This is a genomic window from Pseudomonas fluorescens, assembly GCF_001708445.1.
Classification (GTDB): domain Bacteria; phylum Pseudomonadota; class Gammaproteobacteria; order Pseudomonadales; family Pseudomonadaceae; genus Aquipseudomonas; species Aquipseudomonas gorinensis.
Genome location: NZ_CP015637.1, coordinates 1,052,169 through 1,075,560, shown reverse-complemented (window position 1 = coordinate 1,075,560; position 23,392 = coordinate 1,052,169). Strand labels below are relative to the sequence as shown.

19 protein-coding genes are annotated in these 23,392 nt (G+C 61.7%); 11 read left to right on the top strand and 8 right to left on the bottom strand.

Going from position 1 to position 23,392, the window contains the following annotated elements:
- Positions 1–5: 5 nt before the first annotated feature.
- The 4 genes from A7317_RS04755 to A7317_RS04740 are packed head-to-tail and all read right to left on the bottom strand — an operon-like array spanning position 6 to position 4,790.
- The gene (locus tag A7317_RS04755; RefSeq protein ID WP_024073539.1) at positions 6–866 is read right to left on the bottom strand and encodes an HlyD family secretion protein; all 861 of its coding nucleotides are present in this window, start codon (positions 864–866) and stop codon (positions 6–8) included.
- A gap of 10 nt (positions 867–876) precedes the next feature.
- The gene (locus tag A7317_RS04750; RefSeq protein ID WP_010565658.1) at positions 877–1,077 is read right to left on the bottom strand and encodes a DUF1656 domain-containing protein; all 201 of its coding nucleotides are present in this window, start codon (positions 1,075–1,077) and stop codon (positions 877–879) included.
- Positions 1,067–3,244: an FUSC family protein gene (locus tag A7317_RS04745; RefSeq protein ID WP_069075291.1), complete on the bottom strand. Its 2,178-nt coding sequence runs from the start codon at positions 3,242–3,244 to the stop codon at positions 1,067–1,069. The genes A7317_RS04750 and A7317_RS04745 overlap by 11 nt, the downstream gene beginning before the upstream one ends.
- A gap of 10 nt (positions 3,245–3,254) precedes the next feature.
- On the bottom strand, positions 3,255–4,790 hold the full coding sequence (locus A7317_RS04740; RefSeq protein WP_024073537.1) for an efflux transporter outer membrane subunit: 1,536 nt from the start codon (positions 4,788–4,790) through the stop codon (positions 3,255–3,257).
- Between the two features lie 183 nt (positions 4,791–4,973).
- Between A7317_RS04740 and A7317_RS04735 the strand changes: the two genes are divergently transcribed.
- From A7317_RS04735 to A7317_RS04715, 5 genes are all read left to right on the top strand, one after another.
- Entirely contained in the window at positions 4,974–5,942 is a 969-nt protein-coding gene (locus tag A7317_RS04735) for a LysR family transcriptional regulator (RefSeq protein WP_024073536.1), read from the top strand.
- 357 nt (positions 5,943–6,299) lie between these two features.
- Positions 6,300–7,274, top strand: a complete 975-nt coding sequence (locus A7317_RS04730) for a 2-hydroxyacid dehydrogenase (protein ID WP_024073535.1) — start codon at positions 6,300–6,302, stop codon at positions 7,272–7,274.
- 307 nt (positions 7,275–7,581) lie between these two features.
- Positions 7,582–8,484, top strand: a complete 903-nt coding sequence (locus A7317_RS04725) for a chemotaxis protein CheV (protein WP_024073534.1) — start codon at positions 7,582–7,584, stop codon at positions 8,482–8,484.
- 3 nt (positions 8,485–8,487) lie between these two features.
- Entirely contained in the window at positions 8,488–8,970 is a 483-nt protein-coding gene (locus tag A7317_RS04720) for a GNAT family N-acetyltransferase (RefSeq protein ID WP_069075290.1), read from the top strand.
- A 108-nt stretch (positions 8,971–9,078) separates the two neighbouring features.
- A complete protein-coding gene (locus tag A7317_RS04715) occupies positions 9,079–9,822 on the top strand; it encodes a YkgJ family cysteine cluster protein (RefSeq protein WP_069075289.1) in 744 nt (247 codons plus the stop codon).
- Between the two features lie 65 nt (positions 9,823–9,887).
- Here the strand turns inward: A7317_RS04715 and A7317_RS04710 are convergent, their stop codons facing one another.
- Both A7317_RS04710 and A7317_RS04705 read right to left on the bottom strand, forming a co-directional pair.
- Positions 9,888–10,679, bottom strand: coding sequence for a transporter substrate-binding domain-containing protein (locus A7317_RS04710; RefSeq protein ID WP_081329151.1), 792 nt, complete (start codon positions 10,677–10,679; stop codon positions 9,888–9,890).
- 171 nt (positions 10,680–10,850) lie between these two features.
- The gene (locus A7317_RS04705) at positions 10,851–11,084 is read right to left on the bottom strand and encodes a hypothetical protein (protein ID WP_069075288.1); all 234 of its coding nucleotides are present in this window, start codon (positions 11,082–11,084) and stop codon (positions 10,851–10,853) included.
- A 214-nt stretch (positions 11,085–11,298) separates the two neighbouring features.
- Here A7317_RS04705 and A7317_RS04700 point away from each other — a divergent pair, with 214 nt between their 5' ends.
- The 6 genes from A7317_RS04700 to A7317_RS04675 all read left to right on the top strand — a co-directional run bounded on the left by A7317_RS04700 (position 11,299) and on the right by A7317_RS04675 (position 20,947).
- Positions 11,299–12,465, top strand: a complete 1,167-nt coding sequence (locus A7317_RS04700; protein WP_041160846.1) for an efflux RND transporter periplasmic adaptor subunit — start codon at positions 11,299–11,301, stop codon at positions 12,463–12,465.
- Positions 12,462–15,557, top strand: a complete 3,096-nt coding sequence (locus A7317_RS04695; RefSeq protein ID WP_069075287.1) for a multidrug efflux RND transporter permease subunit — start codon at positions 12,462–12,464, stop codon at positions 15,555–15,557. The genes A7317_RS04700 and A7317_RS04695 overlap by 4 nt, the downstream gene beginning before the upstream one ends.
- A gap of 31 nt (positions 15,558–15,588) precedes the next feature.
- Positions 15,589–16,266 (top strand): heavy metal response regulator transcription factor, encoded by a 678-nt coding sequence (locus A7317_RS04690; RefSeq protein ID WP_024073527.1) that lies wholly within the window; start codon positions 15,589–15,591, stop codon positions 16,264–16,266.
- On the top strand, positions 16,256–17,620 hold the full coding sequence (locus A7317_RS04685; protein ID WP_069075286.1) for a heavy metal sensor histidine kinase: 1,365 nt from the start codon (positions 16,256–16,258) through the stop codon (positions 17,618–17,620). The genes A7317_RS04690 and A7317_RS04685 overlap by 11 nt, the downstream gene beginning before the upstream one ends.
- Positions 17,621–18,048: 428 nt before the next feature.
- Positions 18,049–19,371, top strand: coding sequence for an OprD family porin (locus A7317_RS04680; protein WP_069075285.1), 1,323 nt, complete (start codon positions 18,049–18,051; stop codon positions 19,369–19,371).
- 85 nt (positions 19,372–19,456) lie between these two features.
- Positions 19,457–20,947 carry a GGDEF domain-containing protein gene (locus tag A7317_RS04675; RefSeq protein WP_069075284.1) on the top strand — a complete coding sequence of 497 codons (1,491 nt, stop codon included), beginning with the start codon at positions 19,457–19,459 and terminating at the stop codon, positions 20,945–20,947.
- Between the two features lie 183 nt (positions 20,948–21,130).
- Here the strand turns inward: A7317_RS04675 and lpxC are convergent, their stop codons facing one another.
- Both lpxC and ftsZ read right to left on the bottom strand, forming a co-directional pair.
- Complete coding sequence (gene lpxC / locus A7317_RS04670) at positions 21,131–22,042, bottom strand: UDP-3-O-acyl-N-acetylglucosamine deacetylase (protein ID WP_003171886.1); 912 nt, start codon at positions 22,040–22,042, stop codon at positions 21,131–21,133.
- Positions 22,043–22,154: 112 nt separating this feature from the next.
- A complete protein-coding gene (ftsZ, locus tag A7317_RS04665) occupies positions 22,155–23,351 on the bottom strand; it encodes a cell division protein FtsZ (protein WP_024073523.1) in 1,197 nt (398 codons plus the stop codon).
- Between the last annotated feature and the right edge of the window lie 41 nt (positions 23,352–23,392).

Below are 23,392 nucleotides of genomic sequence, written 5' to 3'. Positions count from 1 at the left end.
CACGTTCAGTGCTGGAGAGGGTCGACAATCACCGTGCAGGTGATCCCCGCCGCCAACAACACGCCTTCGGGCACTTCATCGATATGAATCCGCACCGGCACGCGCTGGGCCAGGCGCACCCAGTTGAAGGTCGGGTTCACATCGGCGATCAACTCGCGACTCTCCGGGTTGTCGCGGTCGTAGATGCCGCGCGAGATGCTTTCTACGTGGCCCTTCAACGTCTCGCCGCTCATCAGTTGCATATCGGCTTTGTCACCGACTTTCACGTGGGGCAGCTTGGTTTCTTCGAAGAAGCCGTAGACCCAGAACGAATTCATATCGACCACGGCCATCTTCGCTTCGCCGATGCGCGCGTAGTCGCCGCGATGCACATTGAGGTTGGTGACGTAACCGTCGACGGCCGCCACCACTTGCGTGCGCTTCAAGTTCAGTTCGGCGGCTTCCAGTTGCGCCAGCGCATGCTGGTAGTCGGCCAGGGCCGAGTCGGCGATGTTGCTGGCGTCGTCGCGGTTTTCCTTGGAGATCACCAGGGCGTCGAGGTCGGCACGGCGGTGGGCGTTGACCTTGCGCATTTCCCAGGTGGCTTTGCGGGACGCCACCAGGGACTGCGCCTGCTTGACGGCGATGCGGTAGTGCTCGGGGTCGATCTGCATCAGCAGGTCGCCCTTTTTCACCAACTGGTTGTCGCGCACCGGCACGTCGACCACTTCGCCGGTGACGTCGGCCGCGACGTTGATGATGTCGGCGCGCACACGGCCGTCGCGGGTCCAGGGTGTCTCCATGTAATGCACCCACAGCGTGCGGCCAATCCAGATTGCCAAAGCCAGTACCAGCAAGGTCGCAAGCAGGCTGAAAAACTTTTTCATCGGGGCATTCTCAACGGTAGACGGTCAGCGCCAGGGCGCCGAACAGGCAAACGAACAGGCTCAGGCGCAGCAACGCCGGGTGCCAGAAAAAACGGTACAGGTCGAACCCGGCCAGGAAGCGATCAAGCGCCCAGGCCAGGCCCGCCGCGATCAAGAACATCAGGGTCATGGTCGGCATATAGACGCCGTGGAAGGCGATTTCACGAGGCATGCGGGGATCCTTTGAGGGCCGCCAACGGCGATTGCGGGTCCAGCAACGAGGTGCGGATAAAGTGCAGGTAGCTCTTCACCCGGCGCAGGGCGGATGTGTCGAAGTGCGGGGCGAAGGGTTCGTCGGTGGCCTGTACACGGCTGATCGCGTGGTCGACGGCAATCAGCCCGCGCTCCAGGTTGCTCGCGCTGGGTTGCAGGAACAGTCGCACCAGCGAGCGCCCCATTACCCGGATCGCCTGGCGCCACGGCTGGGATTCGGCATAGGCCGGGTGCACCGGCAGGATCGCCTGTTCCTTGCGCAACTCGATGATCGCGTGGCCGACTTCCAGCACCACGAACATCCAGCGCAGCAAATCGCGCTGCACCTGCGGCTGGCCGACGGCGAGGCCATAGGCCTGGTGCAGCAGGTCGCGGGTACGGCTTTCGAAACTCGACGCCAGGCCCTTGAGCTTGCCGCTGATCGCATACACCACTTGCTCGCGCAGGTCCTGCTCCAGGCGGCGCCACAGCCAGCGGCTGTTGGGCGGCAGGATGATCGCCCCCGCCGCCGCGCACACCAGCATGCCGAGGATCATGGCGATGTAGTCATTGATAAAGCTGTAGGGGTTGTAGACCGTGAGGTTATCCGGCACCGAACCGGTGCTGAAAAAGATCAGCAGGCCCACGCCCACCCCGGCGTATTGCGGGCGTGAAGCGAGGAAGGCGCCGAGGATGATCACCGGCGCGAGCATCACGCACAGCAACGGGAAGCCATCGATCCAGGGGAACACGAAGAACATTTCGACAAAGCCGACCAGCGCGCCGATGAACGTGCCGCAGGCCATCTGGAACGCCATGCGCTTGGGGTTGGGCGTGGCGGCGGACAGGCCGACGGTGGCGGCGGCGATCATGGTCATGGTGGCGCCGCTGGGCCAGGCGGTGGCAACCCAGTAACTGCCGAGCACGATCAGGATGAACGATGCGCGAATGCCCGAGGCGGCGCAGGCCAGCCAGTTGGTTTTCGGGCTGAAGGTTTCGTCCCACTGTTCGCGCGCATGGCTGTGGTCGGCCAGGGAGGCGTGGGTCTGCGCGTAGTTGTGCAGGTCGTCGACAAAGCGGTAGAGCAGCTCGTAGGCAGTATGGAAATCCAGCTGCTCGGCCTCGCTCGGGTGCCCCTCCTGGAAGATCGCGCGCAAGCTGCGCACCTTGGCGGGCAGGCCATCCTTGTAGGCGCTCAGCTGGTTGACCAGGCGCGCGGCGTCGGGGCTGGTCAGGGCACGCCCGGAGAAACCGTCGAGCACTTCGGCAAGGTCCTGCAACCCCGGCTTGATCGCCGCGACAACGTGATCGGCAGCGTCGGCGCGCAGGCGTTCGAGCAACTGGTGCAAGGCATTGAAGCGCGTGGTGATGCTCATGAACTCGCTGTTGAGACGACTGAGCCGGCCGTTGCGTCGACGCATGTGCGGGTCTTCGAATACGGTGAGGCTGCGCAACCCTTCCAGGCCCACGGCTTCGGCGATAAAGCGCACATTGGTGGCCTCGAACCCTTCACGCTGGCTGCGCCCGCGCAGGCCATCGGTGACGAACAGCGCGAACACGCCGAAGCGTTGGTACAACGCATTGCGCATCGCGGCGCTGGAGGTCTGCGGCAGGATCGCGGCGCTGACCAGCGTGGAACAGAGAATCCCCAAGGAGATTTCCAACACCCGCCATACCGCCGCCATAAAGGCGCCATCGGGATGGGCCAGGGCCGGCAAGCCGACCATCGCCGCTGTATAGCCCGCGAGCACAAACCCGTAGGCGCGAAAGTTGCGATTGCGTGTCGCGCCAGCGGTGCAAATGCCGACCCAGATCGCCAGCGCCCCCAGGAACAACTCGGTGTTCTGCGCAAACAACGCAATCAACAACACCATCACCGCCGACCCCGCGAGGGTGCCGAGGAAACGATAGAAGCTCTTGGCGAACACCTGCCCGCTCTGCGGTTGCATCACGATAAACACGGTGATCATCGCGGTGCGCGGTTGCGGCAGTTCCAGACGCATGGCCAGCCACAGCGTGAGGAAGGCAGCGATCAGTACCTTGAAGATGTACACCCAAGTCACGCCATCACTGCGTGCCCAGTCGAAAAAGCCACGGCGCCACTCAAGGGAGTGCAACCAGCGCAGCGGTGCAGGCAAGGGAGTCATGAACGCCTACTCAGTGATCAAACACGGCAAGCGCCGCAGGGGTTTTGCTCGGGAGGGTCCTGGTGTCCTGCGGTACGTCGTCGCCGGCTCTGACGCCGCCGCCCAGGGCGGTCACCAGTTCGGCATGCGCGCTCAAGCGGGCCGCCTGCACTTGCTGCTCGACTTGCTGCTGGCGGAACAACAGGGTCTGGGCGTTCAGCACATTGAGGTAGTCGGTAAGGCCACGCTGGTAGGCGATCATCGCGATGTCGTAGGTTTTCTGCGCCGAGGCCACCGACTGCGCGGCAAAACCCGCCTGCTTGTCCATGGATTCGCGGCGGATCAACTGGTCGCTGATGCCCTTGAGCGCATTGACCAGGGTCTGGTTGTAGCGCGCCACGGCGATGTCATAGCCGGCGCTGGCCTCGCCCAACTCTGCCCGCAGGCGGCCGCCGTCGAAAATGGGCAAGGTGATCGCCGGGCCGACGTTGTAATTGAATTTCTTGCCGGCGAGAAAGCCCAGCAGGCCACCGCCGGTGGCCATGTAGCCGAGGCTGCCGACCAGGTCGACATTGGGATAGAAACCGGCATGCGCCACATCGATGCCACGGGCTTGCGCCGCGACCTGCCAACGGCTGGCGACCACGTCGGGACGCTGGCCAAGCAGTTGCACCGGCAGGCTCGATGGCAACTTCAGGGGTGCCGCAAGGGACAACGTGGGGCGTTGCAACTGCGCGCCCTCCCCCGGCCCCTTGCCCGCCAACGCGGCCAACTGGTTACGGCTCAGGGCGATTTCTTCGTCCAGCGCATCCAATTGACGGTGGGTTTCCGGCAGCGGGGTTTCGGCCTGGCTGACATCGAAATGGGTGCCGATCCCGGCGTTCAGGCGCTTATTGGCCAGATCGAGAATCTGCTGTTGCTGGGCCAACGTCGCCGCGACGATATCGCGGTTGGCGTAGTGCAACGACAGCTGGATATAGGCGCGTACCACGTTGTTCTGCAATTCCAGCTGAGCCTGGCGGGCTTCGGCCGCGCTCATGTGCGCCAGGTCGACGGCACGTTCGGTGGCGTTGCTTTCGCGGCCCCACAGGTCGAGTGCGTAGCTGAAGCCCAGGGACGTATTGTTGTCCCAGGTGTTGGAACCGCTCAATGCACCCGGGCCGTAGAACTGATCGTTCGGCCAGTTGTGGCGTTTGAGGGTGGTGTCACTGTTGATCTGCAACGACTCGGCCGACTCGGCAATCCCGGCCATGGCCCGCGCTTCGCGCACCCGAGCAGCGGCGATGGCCATGCTTGGGCTGTCGCGCGTAGCGAGGTCGACCCAGCGGTTCAATTGCGGGTCGCCGTAGGCTTGCCACCATTGGGCGGTGGGCCAGTGGGCGTCGCGCGCGGCGCTCTGGATCGCCTCGTCGGTGGCCAATTGATTGGCGTCGAGGGCCTGGCCTTGGGGGGCGATTCCTCCGGTTCCGATGCAGCCGCTGATTGCTAACGATAAGGCGCAAACACTGAGAGCCTTCAGCTCCCTGTAAATGAGAGTCTTCAGCTCTCTGCTGATGCGACGCGGCACGGCGAACGAATTCCTGAGGTGGGTGTTGCGGGGAAGGTGGCGCAATTCTAGGCGGCCAGGGGAATGGCGATAAGCTGGTATTCCTGTGAATCTTTGTTACCGTTCAGGCGATAATCCGTTGGTAGGGATCACTGGACGGCGTAACTTTCTGTCACAATTTGTTATCTCCCCTGAGAACACTCCATGGACACTTTGCAAAACATGCGCGCTTTCAGTTGCGTGGCCGAAGCCGGCAGCTTCACCGCCGCCGCCGCCCAACTGGACACCACCACTGCCAACGTCTCGCGCGCAGTCTCCAACCTGGAGGCCCATCTGCAAACCCGCTTGCTCAACCGCACCACCCGACGCATCGCACTGACAGAAGCCGGCAAACGTTATTTGCTGCGCTGCGAACAGATCCTGGCCTATGTCGAGGAGGCCGAGGCCGAGGCCAGTGACGCCCATGCACGCCCGGCCGGGCAGTTGAAAGTGCATACCATGACCGGTATCGGCCAGCATTTCGTCATCGATGCGATTGCGCGCTACCGCCGGACTCATCCCGACGTGACCTTCGACCTGACCCTGGCCAACCGCGTGCCAGACCTGCTCGACGAGGGCTACGACGTGTCCATCGTGCTGGCCAGCGAGCTGCCGGATTCGGGTTTCGTGTCCCAGCGCCTGGGCATTACCTACAGCATCGCCTGTGCCTCGCCGGATTACGTCAAGGCCAAGGGCTGCGCGCAACGCCCCCATGACTTGCTCAACCACGCGTGCCTGCGCCTGGTCAGCCCGGTGATCCAACTGGACAAATGGACCTTCAACGGCCCCGAAGGCCAGGAAAGCGTAGCGATCAACACCTCGCCGTTCCTGGTGAACTCGGCCGACGCGATGAAAACCGCGATCACCAGCGGCATGGGCGTCGGCCTGCTGCCGGTGTACGCCGCCATCGAAGGCTTGCGCAACGGCACGCTGGTGCGGGTCATGCCCAACTACCGGTCCCAGGAATTGAACCTGTACGCCATCTACCCGTCGCGCCAGTACCTGGATGCGAAGATCAAGACGTGGGTGGAATACCTGCGCGGCTCGCTGCCGGAGATTCTGGCGGCGCACCAGGCGGAACTGGTGGCGTATGAGGTGAGCGGCAGCCTGGGCAGCGTGCGGATGGCGAACTGATATTAAACGACCCCACTTGTGTAGTGAGCGAGCTGTTGTGGCGAGCGGGTTTGCCATAATGCCGTTCAGTTAAGCGTACATCGCCTTCTGTAGGAGCGAGCTTGCTCGCGAAAAACGTCAACGATCACGCGTGTCGGCGCCTGTGAGTTCTTCGCGAGCAAGCTCGCTCCTACAAAAAAGCCTTAACTGAACGGCATTAGGGCTTGCCACAACAGCCCGCTCGCCACAGGCGTTGCTGTGCGGCAGCGCTGAGTCGGAGATTCAGCGGGTTCCCCCACAGCGGTGCATGTCCTGACAATCGTAACCAGGAATGTTAGCGTGCTTGGCATTCTTCCGTAGTCGATGAGCCCGCCTGCAATGAAAAAGACTGTCCTCGCCTTCAGCCGTATCACCCCGCCCATGATCGAACGCCTGCAACAGGATTTCGAGGTGATCGCGCCCAACCCCAAGCTGGGTGACATCAATGCACAGTTCAACGAAGCCCTGCCCCATGCCCATGGCCTGATCGGCGTAGGCCGCAAGCTGGGCCGCGAACAGCTCGAAGGGGCGAGCAGGCTGGAAGTGGTCTCCAGCGTGTCGGTGGGCTACGACAACTATGACGTGCCGTACTTCAACGAGCGCGGGATCATGCTCACCAACACCCCTGACGTACTTACCGAAAGCACCGCCGACCTGGCCTTCGCCCTGCTGATGAGCAGCGCGCGCCGCGTGGCCGAACTGGATGCGTGGACCAAGGCCGGCCAGTGGAAAGCCAGTGTTGGCGCACCGCTGTTTGGCTGCGATGTGCATGGCAAGACCCTCGGTATCGTCGGCATGGGCAATATCGGCGCGGCCGTGGCCCGTCGCGGGCGCCTGGGGTTCAACATGCCGATCCTGTACAGCGGCAACAGCCGCAAGACCGCGTTGGAACAGGAACTGGGCGCACAGTTTCGCAGCCTGGACCAATTGCTGGCCGAGGCGGATTTCGTCTGCCTGGTCGTGCCGTTGAGCGACAAGACCCGTCACCTGATCAGCACCCGCGAACTGGGGCTGATGAAATCCAGCGCCATCCTGATCAACATTTCCCGTGGCCCGGTGGTGGATGAACCGGCACTGATCCAGGCCCTGCAAAACCACACCATTCGCGGCGCCGGCCTGGATGTGTACGAGAAGGAACCGCTGAGCGAATCGCCGCTGTTTCAACTGAGCAACGCGGTGACCCTGCCGCATATCGGCTCGGCCACCGACGAAACCCGCGAAGCCATGGCCAACCGCGCGCTGGACAACCTGCGCGCGGCCCTGCTGGGCCAACGCCCGCAGGACCTGGTTAACCCACACGTCTGGAAAGGCTGACAGGAATCCGATGTGGGCGGGGGGCTTACCTAACGCCAGTCAGTTAAGGCTTTTTTTGTAGGAGCGAGCTTGCTCGCGAAAAACTCACAGGCGCCGCGTTCATTCAGGAAGCACGCGTTATCGTTGAGGTTTTTCGCGAGCAAGCTCGCTCCTACAGAAGAGAAAGCAATGTACGCTTGACTGACTGACATTAGGGTTGACCCGCCCACATGAATTCACCCCAGCACAAAATCCGGTTAAAGCCTGGCCCTCCCAAGTCGATAACCCTCAATAGAAGTTCGTCATCCTTGATTCACAGAAGGTTTTTATGTCCACCACTAAAGCCCGCGCAGACTCACTCTCGCTTCTGCTCTTTACCTTGCGTAGCGGCAAGCTGATGGCTATCAACCTGCTGAAAGTCAGTGAAATCATCCCCTGCCCGCCGCTGACCAAGCTGCCGGAGTCCCACCCCCATGTGAAGGGTATCGCCACCTTGCGCGGGGCCTCGCTGTCGGTGATCGACCTGAGCCGTGCCCTGGGGGAAATGCCCCTGGCCGACCCGGACGGTGGTTGCCTGATCGTTACTGACGTCAGCCGCTCCAAACAGGGCCTGCATGTGCAGGCGGTGAGCAAGATCGTGCATTGCCTGACCACCGATATTCGCCCGCCACCCTACGGTTCGGGCGGCAACCGCTCGTTTATCACCGGGGTCACGCAGGTGGAAGGCGGGCTGGTGCAGGTGCTGGACATCGAAAAAGTCATCCACGCCATCGCGCCGGCGCCGATTGAAGTGGCGCCGACCGACTTGACCATGGAAGAGGCCGAAGTGCTCGGCAACGCGCGGATTCTGGTGGTCGATGACAGCCAAGTGGCATTGCAACAATCGGTGCACACCCTGCGCAACCTCGGCCTGACCTGCCATACCGCACGCAGTGCCAAGGAAGCCATCGACGTGTTGCTGGAGCTGCAAGGCACGGTCGAACAGATCAATGTGGTGGTCTCGGACATCGAGATGTCCGAGATGGACGGCTACGCCCTCACCCGCACGTTGCGCGAAACCCCGGACTTCCAGGACCTCTATGTGCTGTTGCACACCTCCCTGGACAGTGCGATGAACAGCGAAAAAGCCCGCCTGGCCGGAGCCAACGCAGTGCTGACCAAATTCTCCTCGCCGGAACTGACCAAGTGCCTGGTCGTCGCCGCCAAGGCCGTGGCCGAAAAAGGCCTGTAGGCGGTGGCCGAGTATTTCCAACTGCTGCGCCGCGACCTCACCGGCAGCCTGCCCGCGCCGCAATGGCCGGCCGGGACGGTGTTGGATCATTATCGCGACGACCTGGCTCCGGCCATTCATGCGGTATTGCGCATGACCCAGGCCCAGGGCGGTGGCCGCGTCGCCCAGCTGGAAACCTGGCGGCACCAATTCATTACCGATGCCGAATTCGACCCCACGCTCTGCCTGGTCGCCAGTAACGGCGAAGGCGTTCTCGGCGTGGCCCAATGCTGGACCAGCGCCTTCATCAAGAACCTTTCAGTTCACCCTTGCGCCCAGGGCCAAGGGCTGGGCCGGGCCCTGTTGCTGCATGCCTTCCAAGTGTTCAAGCAGCGCGGTGAACCCTATGTGGATCTCAAGGTACTGGAACGCAACCTGCGCGCGCGCAAGCTGTATGAAAGTACGGGCATGGTCTTCGTACTGCGGGATGTGGTCGTCGAGGACTGACAGAGGCTGGCGCATAACTTGCTTCCAGAGTCATTGAATGGTGGAAAGAGGTCATAACCCGTCGCCGTTCGAGCGTGCCTTCTGACCTTGCCTGGTGACAGTTCCGCCATGAACACTCATTTTTCCTGCGTCGGTTGCGGTAAATGCTGCACCGACCACCATGTCCCCCTGACCCTCGAAGAAGCCCGACAGTGGGCGGCTGACGGCGGTAATGTCATCGTTCTGGTGGAGGGTTTTCTCGGCAATGGCCTGGGCCTGCCCCAGCCACAACGTGAACACGCAGAACGCCGATCAGTGGTGGTACCCAGCGGCACTACCGAAGCGTTCGTGGCCATCACATTTGCCGCCTACAACGCTGGACGCTGCCGGAATCTTGACGAAGACAACCTGTGTCGCATCTATGAGCGCCGGCCACTGGTGTGCCGCATCTACCCGATGGAGATCAACCCGCATATCCCGCTGAACCCGGCTGCCAAGGATTGCCCGCCGGAATCCTGGGAACAGGGCCCGGCGCTGATCGTCGGCGGTGAGTTGATGGACCTGGAACTGGCGGAACTGATCCGCCGCTCGCGCCAGGCCGACCGTGACGATGTGCAGACCAAGGAGGCGGTGTGCGCCTTGCTGGGTATTCGGACCACGGCGCTCAAGGGCGATGGGTTTACCGCATACCTGCCGGACATGGGCGCGTTTGCCCAGGCGATCGAGCGGGCGGCGGACCAGCCGAGCGTGGCCAATGAGTGGGTGTTTCATGTGTCGGGGATGGACATCGCCGAACAGCTGCTCGACGCCGGGGCGCAGATTGCCACCGAGGTGCCGGCCAATTATGCGTTCATCCCGTTACGAGCGGCTTAGCCTTTCAGGCCCGCTCACGATAGCGGGCGACATTCCCAGCGCATGTTCCGCGCAATTATTAGCCATCACGGCGAGGGGAATGGGGCGTCCAGGCGGTAAGGCTGGATGATCCGCTGGTATTCGCCGTTGTGCATCAGTTGCTCCAACGCGCCGTTAAGCTCATTGCGCAACGCGGTGTCAGGCTTGCGCACGGCGATCGCCACACCGCTGCCCAGCAATTCCCCGGAAACCGCGGGCCCGAGGAAATCGAAATCCTGGCCCTCGGCGCTGTCGAGCAAGGCTTCGCGAATTTCCACGGTGCCTTGCAGCGTGGCATCGATATCGCCTGCCACCAGGCTGCGTACCAGCTCATCATTGCGCCAGAAGCCCTTGACGATAACGCCTTTCGGCGCCCACTGCGCCAGGGCAAAGGCTTCGCGGTTGCTCCCCACCAATACGCCGACACACTTGCCTTTCAAGGACCGCACGCTGGGCAGCAGGCCCGATGATTTTCGGGCCACCAGGCGTGTGGTGAACGGATAGAGGTCTTCGGTGAAGTTCGCCCATTGCCGCCGCTTCGACGTCTGGGCTATGCCCATGATCGCATCGAATTGGTGGGCATCCAGGGCCGGAAAGTTCTCCACAAGCACCTGGTCGACCCAGGTACAGCGCACATTCAGTTGCAGGCATAAAGCGTTGCCCAGTTCGATATTCAGCCCGACCAGTTGGCCTTGCTGATTGCGGCTTTGGAACGGGGGAAATTGTGCGGCGACGGCGAAGCGAATTTCATGACGGGGTGGGTCACCCGCCGCTGCCGTGCAGAACACCACACTCAACAGCCATAAGGTATGCGCCACACAGCGGTGTATCAGGGTCACGGGGACGTCCTTTTCCGGAAAACCAGCCTCACCACGCCCCGCCCCCCGGTAAAAGCCGACCGGGGTGGAGCAAATGTCGTGCAAGCTTTCAAGAAATAGACGCGGACCTACAAGCAGAAATATCAGCACGCGCTGTAGGCAATAGTCGACACAGCGTGCGACTTGTTAGTCTCAGCGTTTACCCATTGAACGACGCGTCCCCGGTGGCGCCATGCCCGGCGACTTGGTGTGGCCGTTCTTGGCGCCGTTCTTGTACCAAGGCTGGGCCGCATTTTTCGCCCCGGCCAGTTCACCCGGCTTGAACGGAAACTTGAACGCCGGGATCTCGGTCTTCTCAACGCTTTCGGCGCTGGCCGGATCGACGATGTCGGCCGCTTCAACAGGGGGTTGTGTCGGGGAATTCATGGAAGCTCCGGAGCGTGCAAAAAATGATGTGGGGCCGACTTGCGAGCCACACTGGCGCGCAGTATACCTGCGCCCTTCGGATCTTTAACCACCACCTGTACGAATGGTCGGAGTTTACTGACAGCGCTGTCAGTTAGCAGTCACCTTGCTGACCGGGTTGGCGCGCTATAAAGCCCCTACACTCTTCCCACTCTTTGCCCTGGCGCGCCACTCCATGCAAATTCAACGTAAAACTGCCCTGATCGTCGGTGTCCTGGTGGTGCTGGCCATTGTCGCCTGGGCCCTGGGCCGGCCGGCCAAGACCAGGCTGGCTGCGCCGACGGCGATCCCGGTGCGGGTGGTGAAGGTGGTGCAACAGGACGTCCCGCGCTTTGTCAGTGGGATCGGCACGGTATTGTCATTGCACAGTGTGGTGATCCGTCCCCAGGTCGACGGCATCCTCACCCAATTACTGGTCAAGGAAGGCCAACCGGTGAAGGCCGGTGATCTGCTCGCCACCATTGATGACCGCTCGATCCGTGCCAGCCTCGACCAGGCCAAGGCGCAGTTGGGGGAAAACCAGGCGCAACTGCAAGTGGCGCTGATCAACCTCAAGCGCTACAAGGAACTGAGCATCGACGACGGCGTGTCCAAGCAGACCTACGACCAGCAACAAGCCCTGGTCAACCAGCTCAAGGCCACCGCGCAGGGAAACCAGGCTGCAATTGACGCGGCGAAAGTTCAGCTTTCCTACACCCAGATCCGCTCGCCAGTCAGCGGTCGCGTGGGTATCCGCACGGTAGATGAAGGTAACTTCCTGCGCACAAGCGATGCCCAGGGCTTGTTCTCGGTCACTCAGATCGACCCGATCGCCGTCGAGTTTTCCCTGCCGCAACAGATGCTGCCCACCCTGCAAGGCCTGATCGCCGCGCCGACCCAGGCCAGCGTCGACGCCTACCTGGGCGCCGACACCGACGGCCAGACCGGCGACCTGCTCGGCGAAGGCCACTTGAGCCTGATCGACAACCAGATCAGCTCCACCACCGGCACCCTGCGGGCCAAGGCCGAGTTCAACAACCCCTCGCAACGCTTGTGGCCCGGGCAACTGGTGACCATCAAGATCCAGACCGCCCTCGACAAGAACGCGCTGGTGGTGCCGCCCACCGTGGTGCAACGCGGCCTGGACTCGCACTTCGTGTACCGGGTCAACGGCGACAAGGTCGAGATCGTGCCGGTGCAAGTGACCTACCAGAACAGCGACGTCAACCTCATCACGGGCGTGCAGGCCGGTGATGTGCTGGTCAGTGATGGCCAGTCGCGCCTCAAGGCCGGCGCCCAGGTGGAGGTGCTCAAAGACCCGCCACAAACGATCCAGACCGTCGACGCCAAGGTGCAGCCATGAACGGCAGCCGTTCACCTTCGGCCTGGTGCGTCGATCACCCCGTCGCCACCCTGCTGCTGACGTTTGCCCTGGTGCTGCTCGGGATCATAGCCTTCCCGCGCCTGGCCATCGCGCCGTTGCCGGAAGCGGAATTCCCGACGATCCAAGTCACCGCGCAACTGCCCGGCGCCAGCCCGGACACCATGGCCTCGTCCGTGGCCACGCCCTTGGAGGTGCAATTCAGCGCCATCCCCGGCATGACCCAGATGACCTCCAGCAGTGCCCTGGGCTCCAGCCTCCTGACCCTGCAATTCACGCTCAACAAGAGCATCGACACCGCCGCCCAGGAAGTGCAGGCGGCGATCAATACCGCGTCCGGCAAACTGCCCAGCGATATGCCGAGCCTGCCGACCTGGAAAAAGGTCAACCCGGCCGACAGCCCGGTGCTGATCCTCAGCGTCAGCTCCGACAGCATGCCCAGCACCGAGCTGAGCGACTACGTGGAAACCCTGCTGGCGCGCCAGATCAGCCAGATCGACGGCGTCGGCCAGATCAACATCACCGGCCAACAACGTCCGGCAATTCGCGTGCAGGCCTCACCGGATAAACTGGCCGCGATTGGCCTGACCCTGGCCGACATCCGCGTGGCCATCCAGCAATCGAGCCTGAACCTGGCCAAAGGCGCGATCTACGGGAAAAACAGCGTGTCGACCCTGTCGGCCAACGACCAGTTGTTCCACCCCGAGGACTACGCCCAACTGATCGTGTCCTACAAGGACGGCGCGCCGGTACAACTGCGCGATATCGCCAAAGTCATCAACGGTTCGGAAAACGCCTACGTGCAGGCCTGGTCCGGCGACACGCCGGGGGTCAACCTGGTGATCTCGCGCCAGCCTGGCGCGAATATCGTCGAGACCGTCGACCGCATCCAATCGGAACTGCCGCGCCTGCAAGCCATGTTGCCGGCATCCGTGCAGGTCAGTGTATTGAGCGACCGCACCAAGACCATCCGTGCGTCCTTGCATGAGGTGGAAGTCACCCTGTTGATCGCCATCTTGCTGGTGGTGGCGGTGATGGCGCTGTTCCTGCGCCAGTTGTCCGCCACAATGATTGTGTCCAGCGTGCTCGGCGTGTCACTGATCGCCAGTTTTGCGCTGATGTACCTGATGGGCTTCAGCCTGAACAACCTGACCCTGGTGGCGATCGTGATCGCCGTGGGCTTTGTGGTGGACGATGCCATCGTGGTGGTGGAAAACATTCACCGCCACCTCGAAGCCGGGCTGGACAAGCGCGAAGCAGCGATCAAGGGCGCCGGCGAGATTGGCTTTACCGTGGTGTCCATCAGCTTCTCGCTGGTGGCGGCGTTTATCCCGCTGCTGTTCATGGGCGGCGTGGTCGGACGGTTGTTCAAGGAGTTCGCGCTGACGGCGACCTCGACCATCCTGATTTCGGTGGTGGTCTCGTTGACGCTGGCGCCTACCCTGGCGGCGCTGTTCATGCGCGCCCCAACCCATCCTGCCCACGACAAACCCAGCTTCAGTGAACGCCTGCTGGCCGGCTATGCACGCACCCTGCGCCGCGCCCTGGCCCATCAACGCACGATGGGCGTCATTTTCGTGGTGACCCTGGCCCTGGCCGTGGTCGGCTATGTGTTTATTCCCAAGGGCTTCTTTCCGGTGCAAGACACCGGCTTCGTGCTCGGCACCAGCGAAGCGGCAGCCGACGTGTCGTACCCGGACATGGTCGCCAAGCACAAGGCCCTGGCCGAGATCGTCAAGGACGACCCGGCGGTCGAGGCGTTTTCCCACTCGGTGGGGGTGACCGGCAGCAACCAGACCATTGCCAACGGGCGGTTCTGGATCGCCTTGAAAGACCGCGGTGATCGCGATGTGTCCGCCAGCCAGTTCATCGACCGCATCCGCCCGAAACTGGCCAAGGTGCCCGGCATCGTGCTGTACCTGCGCGCCGGCCAGGACATCAACCTCAGCTCCGGCCCGAGCCGCGCCCAATACCAGTACGTGCTCAAGAGCAACGACGGCCCGACGCTGAATACCTGGACCCAACGCCTCACCGAAAAACTGCGCGCCAACCCGGCGTTTCGCGACCTGTCCAACGACCTGCAACTGGGTGGCAGCATTACCCACATCAGCATCGACCGTCAGGCCGCCGCACGGTTCGGACTGACCGCCACCGATGTCGACCAGGCGCTGTACGACGCCTTCGGCCAACGTCAGATCAAAGAGTTCCAGACCGAGATCAACCAGTACCAGGTGGTGCTGGAGTTGGACACCCAGCAACGCGGCAAGGCCGAAAGCCTGAACTACTTCTACCTGCGCTCGCCGCTGACCAATGAGATGGTGCCGTTGGCGGCAGTGGCCAAGGTCGACCCGCCGACCGTAGGGCCCTTGTCCATAAGCCACGACGGCATGTTCCCGGCCGCCAACCTGTCGTTCAACCTCGCCCCCGGCGTGGCGCTGGGGGATGCGGTGATCATGCTCAACCAGGCCAAGAATGAAATCGGCATGCCGGCCACCATCATTGGTAACTTCCAGGGCGCGGCCCAGGCGTTCCAGAGTTCGCTGGCCAGCCAACCGTGGCTGATCCTGGCGGCACTGGTGGCGGTCTACATCATTCTCGGCGTGCTGTACGAGAGCTTCGTGCATCCGCTGACGATTATCTCGACCTTGCCGTCGGCGGGGTTGGGCGCACTGATCATGCTGTCGCTGATGGGCCAGGACTTTTCGATCATGGCCCTGATCGGCCTGGTACTGCTGATCGGGATCGTGAAGAAGAACGGCATCCTGATGATCGACTTCGCCCTGGAAGCCCAGCGCGTACGCGGGCTAGCGCCGGAGGAGGCGATCTATGAAGCCTGTGTCACACGGTTCCGGCCCATCATCATGACCACCCTCGCCGCCCTGCTCGGCGCCGTGCCGTTGATGCTCGGTGCCGGCCCTGGCGCGGAAATGCGCCAACCGCTGGGCATCGCGGTGGTCGGCGGGTTGCTGGTGAGCCAGGCGCTGACGTTGTTCACCACACCGGTCATATACTTGTACCTCGAAAAGTTTTTCCACCGGCCCAAACCAGCTGCCGAGCTGGCGACCACACACTGAGGCCAAGGCACCGCCCTGGAGCAAAAGGCTCATGCGCGTATTGATTGTTGAAGATGAAGAAAAAACCGCCGACTACCTGCACCGCGGCCTGACGGAGCAAGGCTACACCGTCGACGTGGCCCGCGAAGGCGTCGAGGGTTTGCACCTGGCGCTGGAAAACGATTACGCGGTGATCGTGCTCGACGTGATGCTGCCTGGCCTCGACGGCTTTGGCGTGTTGCGGGCGTTGCGCGCGCGCAAGCAGACACCGGTGATCATGCTGACCGCCCGTGAACGCGTGGAAGACCGTATCCGCGGGCTACGCGAAGGTGCCGACGATTACCTCGGCAAACCGTTTTCATTCCTCGAACTGGTGGCGCGCCTGCAAGCCCTGACCCGCCGCAGCGGCGGCCACGAGCCGGTGCAGGTGACGGTCGCCGACCTGTGGATCGACCTGATCAGCCGCAAGGCCAGCCGCAACGGCGTGCGCCTGGACCTGACCGCCAAGGAGTTCTCGCTGCTCAGTGTGTTAGCGCGGCGCCAGGGCGAGATCCTCTCCAAGACATCGATTGCAGAAATGGTCTGGGACATCAATTTCGACAGCGACGCCAACGTGGTGGAAGTGGCGATCAAGCGCCTGCGCGCCAAACTCGACGGGCCGTTCGAACACAAGCTGCTGCACACCATTCGCGGCATGGGCTATGTGCTGGAGAATCGCAGTGTCGGCTAACTCCATTGCCCTGCGTCTGAGCAGCCTGTTCACCCTCGTGGCGGCGCTGATCTTCCTGTTGATCGGCGGCGCGCTGTATCAGCAGGTGGACCGCAGCCTGGGCCTGCTACCCGGGGCGGAGCTGGACGCGCGCTACAGCGTGTTGGAATCCTCTGTGAACCGCTTCGGTACACCGGACCATTGGGCGAAGATTCAAGCCAAGCTCAAATTATTGGGTGAGGAAGACAAACGTATCCGTTTTTGGGTCGTCAGCAGCGATCCGAACTACGAGTATGGCAACCCCGATGCGCTGATCCGCGCCTTCGCCGAAGGCCCGACGGGTAAGCGCGATCTGCGCCTGCCGGGGCGCGAATACCCGTTCAAGGTACTGGTGAGCCAGTTCCCGGCCAAGGACCAACGCCCGCCGCTGCGTTTCATGATCGCCATCGACACCGATAACTTCCGTGCCACCCAGCACCATCTGCTGGTGGCGTTGGTGAGCCTGGCACTGGTCGGCGTGGTACTGGCGTCGCTGCTGGGGTTCTGGGTGTCGCGCATTGGCCTCAAGCCGCTGAGCAAACTCTCGGATGAAGCACAGAAGCTGGCACCGCCGAAGCTCTCCGGGCGCCTGCAACTGTCGCCGCTGCCGCCGGAACTGAGTCAGTTCGTCAACTCGTTCAACGCCACCCTCGACCGCGTAGAGCAAGCGTACTCACGCCTGGAGTCGTTCAACGCCGACGTCGCCCACGAGCTGCGTTCGCCGTTGACCAACCTGATCGGCCAGACCCAGGTTGCCCTGACACGCGGACGTTCGGCCGAACATTATTTCGAGGTACTGCAATCCAACCTCGAAGAATTGGAACGCCTGCGTTCGATCATCAACGACATGCTGTTCCTCGCCAGCGCCGACCAGGGCAGCAAGGCCACCAAGCTGATTGAAAGCTCATTGGCCGACGAGGTTGCCACCACCCTCGACTACCTGGACTTCATCCTCGAAGACGCTCAGGTCCAGGTGCAGGTCCACGGCGACGCCCAGGTGCAGATCGAAAAAGCCCACCTGCGCCGAGCGCTGATCAACCTGCTGAGCAATGCAGTGCAGCACACCGCGCCTGGGCAGGTGATCGACGTGAACATCGAAGTGCTGGAACATCAGGTGACGATCGGCGTGACCAACCCCGGCGAAGTGATTGCCAGCGAACACCTGCCACGGCTGTTCGAACGCTTCTATCGGGTGGACGCGTCGCGCAGCAACAGCGGGGCGAATCACGGGTTGGGCCTGGCCATCGTCAAGGCGATTGCGCTGATGCATGGCGGCGATGTGTTCGTACGCAGCGAGCCCGGTGGCAATACCTTTGGCATCACCCTGCCAATCTAAATCTTGAAAACACCTCGGTCACATGTGGGAGGGGGCTTGCCCTAATGCCAGTCAGTCAAGGAGGAACACTGTAACTGTGGCATTAGGGCAAGCCCGCTCGCCACAGGTGACTGTTTGCTCGTTCTATCTTTTAACTGACAAGTATTAGGGCTTGGCCCTCACTACTACTGTTGCGATTTCGGCAACAGTCATTATCTTGTTACACTCTGTATCGTACCGCTCGCCTGCGTTAATTTGACGCATCGATGAGCGCGACGGCAAAGACAGCTGACCCGCTTACCCGAATTTCCCTCGACATATTTCCAGGGCTCTACACTGGGAATCTGTCTTAAAGCCGCTGACTTCAGCGGCTTTTTTTTGCCGTAAAAAAAGGCCAGGCACACCCCCACGACATTGGCCGTTTCCGATTGACCCAAGGAGCTCCACCGGTGAAGAACTCGCTGACGTTCACCCCGTTATTTCTCGCGATTACCGCAACGATCGTCCCTCTTGCCCATGCAGCAGACGCGCCTCCCGCCGACGGTTTTGTCGAAGGCGCCCACCTCAATATCAACACCCGCAACTACTACATGAACCGCGACCGTCGCGATATTCATACCGATGACAGCAAGGAGTGGGGCCAGGGCTTTCTCGGCACCTTCGAATCCGGCTACACCCAGGGCACCGTTGGTTTCGGCCTGGACGCCCACGCCATGCTCGGCCTCAAGCTCGACGGGGGTGGCGGCACCGACGGTTCCAGCATCCTTCCGTATGGCAGCGGCAACGGCAAGGCACCCGGCTCGTTCTCCACGGCGGGCGGTACCTTGAAGATACGGGCGTTCGACACCGAGGTGAAAGCGGGCGACCTGTTCCTCAACAACCCGGTGATTGCCGGCGGCATGACCCGCATGCTGCCGCAGACCTTCCGTGGCGTGAGCCTGGTCAACCACAGCTTCGACGGCTGGATGCTCGAAGGCGGCCAGGCCAGTTTCACCAAGCTCTACAACCAGAGCGGCCATCAGCGCATCGGCACCAGCTACGGCGCACTGCCGGACCATGCCGACAACCAGCACCTGGATTGGGCCGGTGTGTCGTTCAGCGCCATCCCGGGTCTGACCAGCAATCTCTACGCCTCTGAACTCAAGGACGTGTGGCACCAGTACTACTACGACCTGGACTACACCTACGCGCTGAACGAGCAGGTCAGCCTCAACCCGGGTCTGCACTATTACCACACCCAGGACACCGGCCAGTCGCTGCTCGGTGCCATCGACAACAACACCTACAGCCTGCATTTCACCGTGGGCGTGGGCAACCACAGCGTCACCGCCGCCTACCAGCGGGTCAACGGCAACACGCCGTTCGACTACATCACCCAGGGCGACAGCGTGTACCTGGACAACTCCCAGCAGTACTCGGACTTCAACGGCCCCAACGAACGCTCGTGGAAGCTCAAGTACGCCTATGACTTCGTCGGCCTCGGCATGCCGGGCCTGACCTCGGCGGTGTCCTACATCAGCGGCAAGACCGACCTGACCAAGGTCGACCCGCAAAGTCGTGGCTACAGCGCCTGGTACAGCGCAGACGGCAAAGACGCCAGGCACTGGGAACGGGATGTCGACCTGAAGTATGTGGTGCAAGGCGGCAAGGCCAAGGACCTGGCGGTGCGCCTGCAATGGGCGACCAACCGTGGCGGCCGGGGTTACTCGGCGGTGGATCGGGATGTGGATGAGTACCGGGTGATCGTCGACTATCCGATCAACGTGTTTTGACGCGCACAGTTTCTTTTTAACCAAGTATTTAATTTTCATCGGGTAGAACTAAACTGCCAGCATCGTCACCGCTGAAGTCTGCCCGATGAGCCCACGCCCTACTCGCACCTCACCTGCACACCCCGAACTATTGCTGATGCTGGGCAGCGGCCTCACCGTCGCCCTGATTGTGATCATCGTCGCCGCACTGTTGATCCGCGAACACGCCAGCACCTTGCAGGCGGCCAAGCGTTCAACCACCAACATTGCCCAACTGATCAATGCCGATGTACTGCGAAACGTCGAGTTGTACGACCTGGCCCTCAAGGGACTGATTACCGCCACGCAACGTGAGGACCTGTCACAGGTTGCCGCGAATATCCGCCACCTGGTGCAGTTTGACTTGTCCATGGCGGCACCTTTCAAGGGTGAGGTGCTGTTGTTGGATGCCACCGGAGCGGTGATCGCCGACTCCTCGACCCTGCAGCCCACTCCGCGCAATTTTGCCAATCGTGATTATTTCCAGGTGCATGCCAAGGACGCCCAGGCGGGCTTGTTTATCAGCCGACCGTTCAAGATCCATTGCGACTGCGACCAGGTCTGGCGCATCGCATTCAGCCGGCGCGTGTCGGGGCCCAATGGTGAGTTCGCCGGCGTCGCGGTCGCCACCATGCGCCTGGCGTATTTCGACCAGTTGTTCAGCACCCTGACGATCGGCAACGGCAGCAGCGTCAACCTGCTGAACAACAAAGGCATCCTGCTGGCCCAGCAACCTTTGCTTGAACGCGACATGATCGACAAAGACCTGAGCGAGCGACCGAACTTCAAACGCATGCTGCGCGATGGAAGCGGCAGCTTCCAGGCCATCTCCGCCATCAGCGGCAAGGAGCGCCTGTTCACGTTCACCAATGTCGGCGAACTGCCGCTGATCGTGGTGGTGGCGCTCCCCAGTGAAGACGTATTCGCCCCCTGGAAACGTGTCGCGCTGCTCACCAGCGGCGCCACGGGCATCCTGTGTATCGGCCTGTTGTGGCTCACCTGGATGCTGCGCCGGGAACTGCGCCGGCGCTATCGTGCGGAGAGAGTGCTGTCAGAACAAGCAGCCACCGATGCCCTGACGGGCCTGCCCAACCGCCGCGTCCTTGACGAGCGCCTGCGTCTGGAATGGGATCGCGCCCAACGCTCCACAGAACCGCTGACACTGCTGATGATCGACGTGGACCACTTCAAGGCGTTCAACGACCGCCATGGCCACAGTGGCGGCGACGAAGCGTTGCGCACCGTGGCCCAGGTGATCGGCAACAATATCCGCCGACCGGCTGACCTGGCGGCGCGCTATGGCGGGGAGGAATTCGCGGTGGTGCTGCCCGACACCGACGCCAAGGGCGCCTGGCTGATCGCCGAGCATATCCGCAGCAGCGTCGAGCACTTGCCACGGGTGGCGGAAGATGAACGGCCGATTACCGTCAGCATCGGCATGAGCACCTGGGACAAACGCAGCCGCATGTCATTGGAGGCGTTGATGCTGAGTGCGGACCAGGCGCTGTATGAAGCCAAGCACAGTGGCCGAAACTGCATTGTCGATGCCGCAACCTAGCCCCTGTAGGAGCGAGCTTGCTCGCGAAGAACGTCAACGATAACGCGGGCACCAGGTTTATTGCGGCGCACTCAGGTTTTTCGCGAGCAAGCTCGCTCCTACAGGGGGCGGCGCTGTTGCAACGGACATAAAAAAAGGCCACCCGAAGGCAGCCTTTCAAAACTAAAGAAAGAGAGTTGTTACTTACACCGCCGCAACGGGACGCATGTAAGAGATCGGTGCGGTGCTGGCATCTTCGAAGGTCACGACTTCCCAAGCGTCTGTCTGCTCAATCAACTTGCGCAGCAGCTGGTTGTTAAGGGCGTGGCCCGACTTGAAGCCTTTGAACTCGCCTATCAGGCTATTGCCCAGCAGGTAGAGGTCACCGATTGCATCGAGGATCTTGTGCTTCACGAATTCGTCTTCATAGCGAAGGCCGTCTTCGTTCAGTACACCATCCGCGTCGACCACAATGGCGTTTTCAACGCTGCCGCCGAGTGCGAGGTTGTGCTTGCGCAGGTACTCGATGTCACTCATGAAACCAAAGGTACGGGCGCGGCTGACTTCTTTTACGAACGAAGTGCTGGAAAAATCCACGCTTGCACTTTGGGTGCGGTCACGGAATACCGGGTGGTCGAAATCGATCTCAAAGCTCACTTTAAAGCCTTCGAACGGGACGAAGGTGGCGCGCTTGTCGCCGTCTTCTACTGTCACTTCCCGCAGAATGCGTATGAACTTCTTGGCTGCGTCCTGTTCTTCCAGGCCGGCAGATTGAATCAAGAATACGAAGGGTCCAGCGCTGCCATCCATGATCGGGACTTCGGACGCGGAGAGCTCGACGTAGGCGTTATCGATGCCCAAACCGGCCATGGCCGAGAGCAAGTGCTCCACCGTGTCCACTTTGACGTCACCGTTGACCAACGTGGTCGACATCGTGGTTTCGCCAACATTTTCCGCGCGAGCAGGAATCTGCACCACAGGGTCCAGGTCGGCACGCACAAACACGATGCCGGTGTCGACAGGTGCAGGCTTGAGGGTCAGGTATACCTTCTCCCCGGAGTGCAGACCTACACCTGTGGCACGAATAATATTCTTCAGGGTGCGTTGTTTAATCATGGCTTGGACCGCTTCAGCGCAAATTGCGAACTGGTATCAACAAAGGCTGGCGATAATAGCAGACCAGACCTTTGCTGAACACCAATCACCTTCATAGCCCTGATACATTCCATTAATCGGCCTGACGACGCAGGAAAGCCGGGATGTCCAGGTAGTCCAGGTCATCTTGCGGATTCGGGCTACGGGACGCCGCAGCACCGGCCTGAGCCTGGTTGCGCATCACGGTCGGACGATCCAGGTCACGGTAGTTCACCGACGGCAGTTCCTGGCGCGAAGGCGCAGGAGCGGCAGCCGACTGGCTGGCGTGGCTGGTATGAACGGTATTGTCGATGACCTTCACAGGCTTCTCGATTTTCGCGCCCAGGCCAGTTGCAACCACGGTCACGTGCAGTTCATCGCGCATGTCCGGATCGATAACGGTACCGACCTTGACCATTGCGTGCTCGGAAGCGAAGGCTTCGATGATGCTACCTACGTCGGAGTACTCACCCAGGGACAGGTCAGGACCGGCGGTGATGTTCACCAGGATGCCGCGTGCGCCTTGCAGGTTCACGTCTTCCAGCAGCGGGTTGCGGATGGCCGCTTCAGTGGCTTCGCGTGCACGGTTCGGACCGCTGGCGCAGCCAGTGCCCATCATCGCCATACCCATTTCGCTCATGACAGTACGTACGTCGGCAAAGTCGACGTTGATCATGCCCGGGCGCTTGATGATGTCGGAAATACCGCGAACGGCACCGGCCAGTACATCGTCAGCCTTGGCAAACGCGGACAGCAGGCTCGCGTCCTTGCCCAGGATGGTCAGCAATTTCTCGTTGGGGATGGTGATCAACGAGTCAACACTTTCAGACAGCAGACGGATACCTTCGTCGGCGATCTGCATGCGCTTGCGGCCTTCGAACGGGAACGGACGGGTCACGACGGCAACCGTCAGGATCCCCATTTCCTTGGCCACTTCGGCAATGATTGGCGCCGCACCGGTACCGGTACCGCCGCCCATGCCAGTGGTGATGAACACCATGTTGGTGCCTTGCAGCACTTCAGCAATACGCTCGCGGTCTTCCAGGGCGGCTTGACGGCCGACTTCCGGATTGGCGCCAGCGCCGAGGCCCTTGGTCACGGCTGTGCCCAATTGCAGGATGGTCCGCGCGCCGATGCTTTTCAGCGCCTGGGCATCAGTGTTGGCGCAGATGAATTCAACGCCTTCAATGTTGCTCTTGACCATATGGTTGACAGCGTTGCCGCCGCCACCGCCGACACCGATCACTTTGATGACCGGGCTGGCGGGGATGTTGTCTACGAGTTCGAACATGTTCCCTCTCCTTTCGTTTTCTCTAGTTTTTTCGCCTACTG

Bases quoted from the DNA above. Each gene is read 5' to 3' on its own strand.
- A7317_RS04755 (WP_024073539.1), bottom strand. From the start codon at position 866: ATGAAAAAGTTTTTCAGCCTGCTTGCGACCTTGCTGGTACTGGCTTTG.
- A7317_RS04750 (WP_010565658.1), bottom strand. From the start codon at position 1,077: ATGCCTCGTGAAATCGCCTTCCACGGCGTCTATATGCCGACCATGACC.
- A7317_RS04745 (WP_069075291.1), bottom strand. From the start codon at position 3,244: ATGACTCCCTTGCCTGCACCGCTGCGCTGGTTGCACTCCCTTGAGTGG.
- A7317_RS04735 (WP_024073536.1), top strand. From the start codon at position 4,974: ATGGACACTTTGCAAAACATGCGCGCTTTCAGTTGCGTGGCCGAAGCC.
- A7317_RS04730 (WP_024073535.1), top strand. From the start codon at position 6,300: ATGAAAAAGACTGTCCTCGCCTTCAGCCGTATCACCCCGCCCATGATC.
- A7317_RS04725 (WP_024073534.1), top strand. From the start codon at position 7,582: ATGTCCACCACTAAAGCCCGCGCAGACTCACTCTCGCTTCTGCTCTTT.
- A7317_RS04715 (WP_069075289.1), top strand. From the start codon at position 9,079: ATGAACACTCATTTTTCCTGCGTCGGTTGCGGTAAATGCTGCACCGAC.
- A7317_RS04705 (WP_069075288.1), bottom strand. From the start codon at position 11,084: ATGAATTCCCCGACACAACCCCCTGTTGAAGCGGCCGACATCGTCGAT.
- A7317_RS04700 (WP_041160846.1), top strand. From the start codon at position 11,299: ATGCAAATTCAACGTAAAACTGCCCTGATCGTCGGTGTCCTGGTGGTG.
- A7317_RS04695 (WP_069075287.1), top strand. From the start codon at position 12,462: ATGAACGGCAGCCGTTCACCTTCGGCCTGGTGCGTCGATCACCCCGTC.
- A7317_RS04690 (WP_024073527.1), top strand. From the start codon at position 15,589: ATGCGCGTATTGATTGTTGAAGATGAAGAAAAAACCGCCGACTACCTG.
- A7317_RS04675 (WP_069075284.1), top strand. From the start codon at position 19,457: ATGAGCCCACGCCCTACTCGCACCTCACCTGCACACCCCGAACTATTG.
- lpxC (WP_003171886.1), bottom strand. From the start codon at position 22,042: ATGATTAAACAACGCACCCTGAAGAATATTATTCGTGCCACAGGTGTA.
- ftsZ (WP_024073523.1), bottom strand. From the start codon at position 23,351: ATGTTCGAACTCGTAGACAACATCCCCGCCAGCCCGGTCATCAAAGTG.